Below are 8,474 nucleotides of genomic sequence, written 5' to 3' on the forward strand. Positions count from 1 at the left end.
GCCGCAAAAGTGCCGCTGACCTGCGGATACATGGTCAACTGTGGGTAACGGGTGGGTTGACGGGGGGTAGCCGAGTACGGATATGGTCCCTCACGTCTCGCACAACGGGGCGATCGGACAGCCGTTACGTACGCATCGCCAGCCGACTGGGTGCCGCCGGACAACCGGGGACAGCCAAAGGCGGGTAACGCCGTCGAACGGGTTGCGCGGATCCGGCGCGCACCGCGGTTCGGCGTCGGAACGGCGTACCGAAGGGGGTCGTCGTGTCGGCGACGGGCCAGCTGAAAGGGGGCTCGGCAGGCCAGTAGACAACGGCTCGGTCGTCTGCAGCCAGCAGCCGCCCGGTCGGTCCGAAGGTCCCGCCGAGCCCCCCGCAGCCGCCCCCCGAGACACCGCTCCGCCGTAGAGTGGGGTGGCCGCGAAGCCGCGGCCGCCCGCGGTGCGCCGCGTGACGTCAAGCGGAGCGGGAGGCCACGCAGCGTGCGGTCACCGAGCCGGCCGGCCCCTCGCCGCTTCTCGTTCCTCCTCGCGCTCGCGGCCGGCGGCCTGCTCGTCCTCGCCTTCCCGCCGTTCGGCTACTGGCCGTTGGCCGCGGTGTCGGCCGGGACCCTCTCCTTCGTGGTGCGCGGCCGACGGGCCCGCTCCGGCGCTCTCTACGGTTTGGTCTTCGGACTCGCCTTCTTCATCCCGCTGCTCCGGTGGAGCGGCACCTACGTCGGCGCCGTCCCGTGGCTCCTCCTCAGCGTCGCCGAGGCACTGTTCATCGCCGCGCTCGGCGCTGCCCTCGCCGTCACCTCCCGGCTGCCCTACTGGCCGGTGTGGGCGGCGGCGCTGTGGGTTGCCGAGGAGGCGCTGCGCGACCGGTTGCCGTTCGGCGGGTTCCCGTGGGGGCGGCTCGCCTTCAGTCAGCCGGATGGACCGTTCGTGCCCTTCGCCGCGTTCGGCGGGGCGCCGTTGGTGACCTTCGCGGTCGCGCTGACCGGATGCCTCGCGGCCTACGCCGTCCAGCGCGGGCTGCGCCGCGACGTCCGGGTGGTCGCGGCGCTCGCGGCCGCCGGAGTCCTCGCGGTGCCGCTGGTCGGACTCCTGCTGGGGCTCAGCGTGCAGACCGGCGACCGGTCCCGCCAGGTCCAGATCGCGGTGGTGCAGGGCAACGTGCCCAGGCTCGGGCTGGGCTTCAACGCCCAGCGGGAAGCCGTGCTCCACGACCACGTGCGCCAGACCCTGGTCCTGGCCGGGCAGATCCGATCCGGCGCGCAACCCCGACCGGCGTTCGTCGTCTGGCCGGAGGATGCCTCCGACATCGACCCGCTCGACAACCCGGACGCGGCGGCGCTGATCGACCAGGCGGCCCGCGCGGTCGGCGTCCCCATCCTCGTCGGCGCGATCCTCGACGGACCGGGCAACCACGTCCGCAACGCCGGGATCGTGTGGGACCCGCGGACCGGTCCCGGGGCGACGTACCTCAAGCGGCATCCGGTGCCCTTCGGCGAATACATTCCGCTGCGCAGCCTCGCGCGGCTGGTGACATCCAAGGTCGACCTGGTGCCCCGGGACATGCTTGCCGGCGAGGGCAGCGGTGACCTGCACATCGGAGGGCTCACCATCGGCGACGTGATCTGTTTCGAGGTGGCCTACGACGGACTCGTCGCCGACGACGTCGACGGCGGTGCGCAGGTCCTCGTCGTACAGACGAACAATGCGACGTTCGGGCACACGGCCGAAAGCCCGCAGCAGCTGGCGATGGCCCGGATCCGCGCCGTCGAGCATGACCGTTCGGTCATCGTGTCCTCGACCAGCGGCATCAGCGCGATCATCGCGCCGGACGGCCGGGTCCGGGCGCAGTCGAAGATCTTCACGGCGGCGCGCTTCGACCTGCCGGTGGCGGTGCAGTCGGGCACCACCGTCGCCACCCGACTGGGCGCGATACCGGAGTGGGTGCTGACGGGGGTGGCGGGCATCGCCCTGCTGACCGCGGTGGTGGTACGGCGGTCCGAACGCGGGCGTCCGGCACCACCGATGAGCGTGCACCCGGACCGGGAGCGGGAGAACGCATGAGCGGCTACCCCGGCGGGTTCAATCGTGTGCTCGTCGTCATCCCGACCTACGAGGAGGCCGCCAACATCGAGCCGATCGTCGACCGGCTCCGGGCCGCCGTGCCCGAGGCCGACGCGTTGATCGTCGACGACGGCAGCCCCGACGGCACCGGCGAGATCGCCGACAAGCTCTCCGCGGCCGACGGCCGGGTGCACGTCCTGCACCGGGCCGCGAAAGCCGGACTCGGGGCGGCCTACATCGCCGGATTCCGGTGGACCCTCGAGCGTGGGTACGACGTCGTGGTCGAGATGGACGCCGACGGGTCGCATGCCCCGGAGGAATTGCCGAGGCTGCTCTCCGCGCTGCGGTCGGCCGATCTCGTCCTCGGGTCGCGATGGGTGGCGGGCGGAGCGGTGCGCAACTGGCCACGCAGCCGGCGACTGCTCTCCCGGGGCGGAAACCTCTATACCCGGCTGGCGCTTCGGATGCCCCTTCGCGATGCGACCGGCGGCTTCCGGGCCTACCGCTGCGACGTCCTCGCCGAATTGCCGCTCGACACGATCTCCTCGCAGGGCTACTGCTTTCAGGTCGACCTGGCCTGGCAGGCGTGGCGGGCGGGCTTCCGGGTCGTCGAGGTGCCGATCACCTTCACCGAGCGCGCCCGCGGCATGAGCAAGATGAGCAGCGCGATCGTGGCCGAGGCGCTGTGGCGGGTCACCTGGTGGGGCCTGTCCAACCGCAGTCGCGGGGCGCGCGCGCGGGCCGCGCCGTCCGACAGGGGGAGGTAGCGCGGTGATCTTCCTCGCGGTGTTCCTCCTCATCGCCATACCCGCGCTCGAGATCTGGGTCTTCATCCTCGTGGGCGGAGCGATCGGGTTCCTGCCGACCGTGCTGCTCCTGCTGGTGTCGTCCCTCGCCGGCGCCCTCCTGCTGCGTCACGAAGGCGGCCGGGCCTGGCGGGCATTCACCCAGGCCACCGCCGATCACCGGGTGCCGCACCGCGAGGTGATCGACGGCGCGCTGGTCATCGTCGGTGGGACGCTCATGCTCGCCCCCGGCTTCGTGACTGACGCGGTGGGCCTGCTGTGTCTGCTGCCGGTGACGCGGTCGGTCTTCCGCCGCCTCGCCATGATTCTCGTCACCAAGCGGATGGGTCTGGTCGGTGCGGCGGGGGCGGCCGGAGGCTTCGCGACCCGACGGGTGCGGTCCAAGCGCGGCCCGGCCGCGCCGAAGAACGATGACGGCGACCCGCCGGTCATCGAAGGGGAGATCGAGCAGTGACCGCCGACGCCACGGTTCCCGCCGCGTTGCGGATCGGCCCACATGCCGTGTGGCCGCCGGTCGTCCTCGCCCCCATGGCCGGTGTCACCGACGCGCCATTCCGCCAGCTGTGCCGGGAGCACGGGGCCGGTCTCTACGTCAGCGAGATGATCACGTCTCGCGCCGTCGTGGAGCGCAACGAGAAGACGCTGGCGATGACGGCGTTCGGGCCGGGGGAGTCACCGCGCAGCCTGCAGCTCTACGGCGTCGACCCGGACGTCGTCGGTGAGGCGGTCCGGATTCTGGTCGGCGAAGGCCGGGTGGACCACGTCGACCTCAACTTCGGCTGCCCGGTACCCAAGGTCACCCGACGCGGCGGAGGTTCGGCGCTGCCGTGGAAGCGGCGGCTGTTCGCGAACATCGTCGCGACCGCGTCCCGGGCCGCTGGGGCCGTTCCCGTCACCGTGAAGATGCGGCTCGGGATCGACCCCGACCATCTCACCTACCGCGAGGCCGGGCGGATCGCGCAGGCAGAGGGTGCCCAGGCGGTCGCATTGCACGGACGGACTGCGGCACAGCTCTACTCCGGTACGGCGCAGTGGGCGCCGATCGGCGAGCTTGCGGCGGATCTGTCCGTGCCGGTGCTCGGCAACGGTGACATCTGGACGGCGGCCGATGCGCTACGCATGATGCGCGAGACGGGCTGCGCGGGTGTCGTGGTCGGTCGCGGCTGCATGGGCCGGCCATGGCTGTTCGGTGAGCTCGCCGCGGCGTTCGCCGGCACCGCCCCCGCGCCGCCGCCGGACCTCGGCGGGGTGGCGGCGGTGATGCGCCGACATGCCCGGCTGATGGCCGAGTGGAAGGGCGAGGCCCGCGGTCTGATCGACTTCCGTAAGCACACCAGCTGGTACACCAAGGGCTTCCCGCTCGGCAGCCACACGCGGCTCCGGCTCGGGCGGGTCAGCTCACTCGTCGAGCTCGACGACCTGCTCGCGGGGTTTCCGGCCGACGAACCATTCCCGGTTGGCGTGGCCGAGTCGCCGCGCGGCCGGACGACCGGGGCGCCGCGGCGGGTGATCCTGCCCGAGCGGTGGCTCGTCGACCGCGACGACCTCGGCGTTCCCGCGGACGCCGAGCTGGCGACCTCCGGCGGCTGACCGGCCGCACAGCGAAAAGGGGCCCCCATCCGAATCCGGATGAGGGCCCCTCGACGTCAGTCTGGGATCAGGCGCTCTTCTTCGCTGCCGAGCGTCGGCCCTTGAGCATCTCCAGCCGCTCGGCGAGGACCTCCTCGAGGTCCGCGATCGTGCGGCGTTCCATAAGCATGTCCCAGTGGGTACGCGGAGCCTTCCCGCTCTTGGCCTCGGGGTCCGGTCCGCCGATCAGCTTGCCGACCGTGCCGTCGAGCCGACATTCCCACGTCTGCGGGGCCTCGGCCTCGCCGGAGAACGGCACGCTGAAAACGTGGCCGTGCCGACAGCGGTATTCCGCATCCTGACGAGGGGCGAGTTCGGTGTTACGGTCCGTTTCGTAGCTGACAGACCCGAGACGGCTGCCGCGGAGCGTGCGCTCTGCCATGATTTATCCCTCCCGGGAGGGTGAGTGTTGCTTTCCAGTCGTCCAACGTGATCGTCAGGGTAAAGATTCCCCACCCAGGTTCGGCTCACGCCTCCGTTCGGATGGCCACCGGCGTGAGACGGCTCACCTGCTGGGTCCGGACCACTCCTGCCGGGCGGCCAGGACGTCGCGCAGCGCCTCGATCTCATCCGTCATGATGCCGTCGACGCCGAGGTCGAGCAGGCGCCGCATCTGCACCGGGTCGTCCACCGTCCAGACGTGGACCTGTATCCCCAAACCATGAGCAGTAGCCACGAACCGGTCGTCGACCACCGATAACGGGCCGACCCGGGCAGGAACCTGGGCACACGGGACCCGACCGAGCCCGCCCGCACCCCGGCCCCCTGCGTAGGACGACAGGCGCAGGGCGAGCGCTCCACGCGGGCCGAGCGCCGTACACAGCCGTGGGCCGAGCGCCGCCCGGGCCCGGGCGACGCGTGCTTCGGAGAAGGCCGCTACGCAGACCCGGTCGATAGTCCCGGTCCGTCGGATGACCTCGACCAGGGCGTCGATCGCGCCGGGCACCTTGACGTCGACGTTGACCTTGACGTCGGGCCAGGCGCCGAGCAGGTCCTCCAGGCGTGGGATCGGCTCGACCCCGCCGATCCGGGCGGCCGCGACCTCGGCGTAGGGGAGGTCGGAGATCCGGCCGACCCGGTCGGTCACCCGGTCCAGCGTCGTGTCGTGGAAGGCGAGCAGGACGCCGTCGGCGGTGACGTGCACGTCGGTCTCGAGATAGCGATAGCCGAGCCGCACGGCGCGCTCGAACGCGGCCAGCGAATTCTCGAGCCCGCCCGCTGCGCCTCCGCGGTGGGCGAAGGCGAGCGGGCGGGCTGAGTCGAGGAACGCGAAGTCACGACGCACTCGGTCAGTCTGCCTCCACCAGCTCGGTCGACGGCTCAGGCCGCTCGACGACGGGTGGGGCAACCCGCCGCGTGCGCAGCACGAGGACGATCACTGCGAGCGTTCCTGCCGTGAACACCGCCGAGCCGATGAAGGCCGTCGCGATGGCGTCCGCCAGGACGTGGTGCTGGTAGGCGATCGGCGACTCGCCGGCGGTGTGTACCTGCGCGGCGTGCCTGCTCGCCGCACCGAACACGGTGACGAGGATCGCCAGACCGAGCGAACCCCCGACCTGCTGCATCACGTTGACCAGCCCGGACGCGGCGCCGGCGTGCCGTCGGTCGACACCGGCCAATGACGCGGCCGTGAGCGGAACGAAGGCAAGTCCGTTGCCGGCGCCGAAAAGCACCAGCGGCCCGAGTATGGACAGGTAGCTGCTGTGCACCGTCAGCTGGGTCAGCCATGCCGTGCCGAGCGTGGACAGGCTGATCCCCAGCACCATCACCGGCTTGGCGCCGTAGCGCTCGACCAGGACGCGGGCGCTGAGTTGCGAGGTGCTGAACAACGCGACGGTGAGCGGCAGGAAGCCCAATCCGGTGGCCAGCGGGCTGTAGCCGAGGACGTTCTGCATGAACTGGGTGAGGAAGAAGAACATCCCGAACATCCCGGCGACCAGCAGCAGCCGGCCGACGTACGACGCCGCGCGGTTGCGGTCGCGGAAGAGGCCGAGCGGGGTGATCGGCTCCATCGTGTGCGACTCGATCGCGAGGAACAGGGTGAGCAGCACGGCACCGACGGCAAAGGCACCGATGGTCTCCGGGCTGCGCCATCCGTCGCTGGCGGCACTGACGAAGCCGTAGACCAGCCCCACCATGCCGAGCGTCGAGGTGATGGCTCCGGCGAAGTCGAACCGGCCGCGGTGGCGCTCGGACTCCGGCAGGAACCGGGGTGTGGCCAGCAGCAGGGCGATCCCGATCGGCACGTTGACGAAGAGCACCCACCGCCAGGAGACGAACTCGGTGAGGATGCCTCCCGCGATCAGGCCGACCGCGGCGCCACCGATCGATACGGCCGCGTAGAGGCCGAGCGCGCGGGTGCGCTCGCGGCCCTCGTCGAACATCGTCGTCAGCAGAGCGAGTGCCTGCGGCGCGGCGATCGCGCCGCCCACGCCCTGCAGCGCTCGCGCCGCCAACAGCCAGCCGGGGGAGAGTGCGAATCCGCCGAGCAACGAGGATCCGGTGAACACGGCGATGCCGATGATGAAGGTGCGCCGTCGACCGAGGATGTCGCCGACCCGCGCGCCCAGCAGCAGCAGCCCGCCGAAGGTCAGCGTGTACGCGTTGAGCACCCAGGACAGGCCCGAGGTGGAGAAGTGCAGCGCCCGCTGGATGTCAGGCAGGGCGACGTTGACGATGGTCGCGTCGAGCACGACCATCAGCTGGCACGTGAGGATGATGGCCAGCGCGATCGACCGGGTACGGTCGGCCGCTGGACTCCGGCCGGTGGGACGGAGGAGGACAGACGGGGACGTCATGGTGTTGGAGAGTCCCTTCGGTGGAAGATGGGAGTGCAGTTGAGCTAAAGTGGAGGCCTCCTCCGATTACGATACGGAGGCAGCCTCCGGTACGCAAGGAGATATTTGAAGGAGTGCGCGTCGACATGACGATCGAGGCCGAATCGAGCCCGGGCCGCCCCATGCGGTCGGACGCCCGGCGCAACTACGAGCGGCTGCTGTCCGAGGCTCGCGCCGCCTTCAGCGAGCAGGGCGCCGACGCGTCGCTCGAGGAGGTGGCCCGGCGGGCCGGTGTCGGAATCGGCACCCTGTACCGCCACTTCCCGACCCGCTTGGCCCTCGTCGAGGCCGTCTACCGGGACGATGTCGATTCGCTCGGGACGCTCGCGGACGAGGTCCGGTCCCTCCCGCCGTGGGAGGCACTCGTCGCCTGGCTGACCCGGTTCGTGTCCTACGCCATGACCAAGCGGGTGCTCTTCGCCGAGCTCGCCGAGTCCGTGGGCAAGGACTCCGACCTGATCTCGCACTGCCGCGTGGCGATCCGGGAGGCAGCCGAGTCCGTGGTCGTCCGCGCGCAGAACGAGGGGGTCATCCGGCGCGATGTGGATGTCCTCGACGTGATGCGGCTCGTCGGGGGCATGACCATGGCGCCGAACCCCGACCCGAAACAGAGCGAGCGGCTACTGGGGCTCGTGCTCGACGGACTCCGCGTGGGCGCGAAGTCCTGAACTCACTCGGCCGGCCAGAGGTCCAGGTCGAGCCAGTGGGCCAGATCCTTGATCTCGCGATCCACGGCGGTTTTCATCGTCGTGGTGAACGGGGTGTCCTGGTGAACGGCGTCGACGCGGAGTGCCCCTGCCGCGCGGTCGGCGGTGGCGTCGAGTTTTCCGACGAGCCGGTCGCCGTAGAGGATCGGGAGGGTGAAGTATCCCCATCGGCGTCTGGCGGCCGGCTTGTACATCTCGAGCTGATAGTCGAAGTCGAAGAGCTCGCGGGTGCGTTTCCGGTCGTCGACCAGCCGGTCGAAGGGTGACAGCAGCGCGGCGCGCCCGGAGAAGGGAAGGCCAATCAGGGACGGGTCGACCCGCCAGATCCCGTTGATGCCCTCGACCGTCGCGGGCTCGCCGGCCTCGCCGACGTCGATCGGCTCGACCGGACACTCCGGTCCGCGGGAAGGGGCGATGCCCAGCGATCGCAGCCGAAG

At 70.9% G+C, this 8,474-nt stretch carries 9 protein-coding genes; 5 read left to right on the plus strand and 4 right to left on the minus strand.

Annotated elements, in window-relative coordinates:
* Positions 1–480 precede the first annotated feature (480 nt).
* The 4 genes from lnt to dusB are packed head-to-tail and all read left to right on the plus strand — an operon-like array spanning position 481 to position 4,454.
* Positions 481–2,058: an apolipoprotein N-acyltransferase gene (lnt, locus tag VGH85_19805; protein ID HEY2176055.1), complete on the plus strand. Its 1,578-nt coding sequence runs from the start codon at positions 481–483 to the stop codon at positions 2,056–2,058.
* On the plus strand, positions 2,055–2,825 hold the full coding sequence (locus VGH85_19810) for a polyprenol monophosphomannose synthase (GenBank protein ID HEY2176056.1): 771 nt from the start codon (positions 2,055–2,057) through the stop codon (positions 2,823–2,825). Before lnt ends, VGH85_19810 begins: the two co-directional genes overlap by 4 nt.
* 4 nt (positions 2,826–2,829) lie before the next feature.
* Positions 2,830–3,318 (plus strand): FxsA family protein, encoded by a 489-nt coding sequence (locus tag VGH85_19815; GenBank protein ID HEY2176057.1) that lies wholly within the window; start codon positions 2,830–2,832, stop codon positions 3,316–3,318.
* Positions 3,315–4,454 (plus strand): tRNA dihydrouridine synthase DusB, encoded by a 1,140-nt coding sequence (gene dusB, locus VGH85_19820; GenBank protein ID HEY2176058.1) that lies wholly within the window; start codon positions 3,315–3,317, stop codon positions 4,452–4,454. The genes VGH85_19815 and dusB overlap by 4 nt, the downstream gene beginning before the upstream one ends.
* Positions 4,455–4,521: 67 nt before the next feature.
* Here the strand turns inward: dusB and VGH85_19825 are convergent, their stop codons facing one another.
* From VGH85_19825 to VGH85_19835, 3 genes are all read right to left on the minus strand, one after another.
* Entirely contained in the window at positions 4,522–4,875 is a 354-nt protein-coding gene (locus VGH85_19825) for an RNA polymerase-binding protein RbpA (GenBank protein ID HEY2176059.1), read from the minus strand.
* Between the two features lie 123 nt (positions 4,876–4,998).
* Positions 4,999–5,778: a glycerophosphodiester phosphodiesterase family protein gene (locus VGH85_19830; GenBank protein ID HEY2176060.1), complete on the minus strand. Its 780-nt coding sequence runs from the start codon at positions 5,776–5,778 to the stop codon at positions 4,999–5,001.
* 4 nt (positions 5,779–5,782) lie between these two features.
* Complete coding sequence (locus VGH85_19835; GenBank protein ID HEY2176061.1) at positions 5,783–7,291, minus strand: MFS transporter; 1,509 nt, start codon at positions 7,289–7,291, stop codon at positions 5,783–5,785.
* 125 nt (positions 7,292–7,416) lie between these two features.
* On the opposite strand from VGH85_19835, the gene VGH85_19840 reads away from it, so the two are divergent.
* Positions 7,417–7,998 carry a TetR/AcrR family transcriptional regulator gene (locus tag VGH85_19840; protein HEY2176062.1) on the plus strand — a complete coding sequence of 194 codons (582 nt, stop codon included), beginning with the start codon at positions 7,417–7,419 and terminating at the stop codon, positions 7,996–7,998.
* Between the two features lie 2 nt (positions 7,999–8,000).
* Here the strand turns inward: VGH85_19840 and VGH85_19845 are convergent.
* A partial coding sequence (locus VGH85_19845) for a crosslink repair DNA glycosylase YcaQ family protein (GenBank protein ID HEY2176063.1) occupies positions 8,001–8,474 on the minus strand: 474 nt, incomplete at its 5' end.

Source organism: Mycobacteriales bacterium (assembly GCA_036497565.1).
Taxonomy (GTDB): Bacteria; Actinomycetota; Actinomycetes; order Mycobacteriales; family QHCD01; genus DASXJE01.

What these genes read in the sequence shown, in the direction of transcription:
- VGH85_19810 (HEY2176056.1), top strand. Translation starts at nt 2,055, where the DNA reads ATGAGCGGCTACCCCGGCGGGTTCAATCGTGTGCTCGTCGTCATCCCG.
- VGH85_19825 (HEY2176059.1), bottom strand. Translation starts at nt 4,875, where the DNA reads ATGGCAGAGCGCACGCTCCGCGGCAGCCGTCTCGGGTCTGTCAGCTAC.
- VGH85_19835 (HEY2176061.1), bottom strand. Translation starts at nt 7,291, where the DNA reads ATGACGTCCCCGTCTGTCCTCCTCCGTCCCACCGGCCGGAGTCCAGCG.
- VGH85_19840 (HEY2176062.1), top strand. Translation starts at nt 7,417, where the DNA reads ATGACGATCGAGGCCGAATCGAGCCCGGGCCGCCCCATGCGGTCGGAC.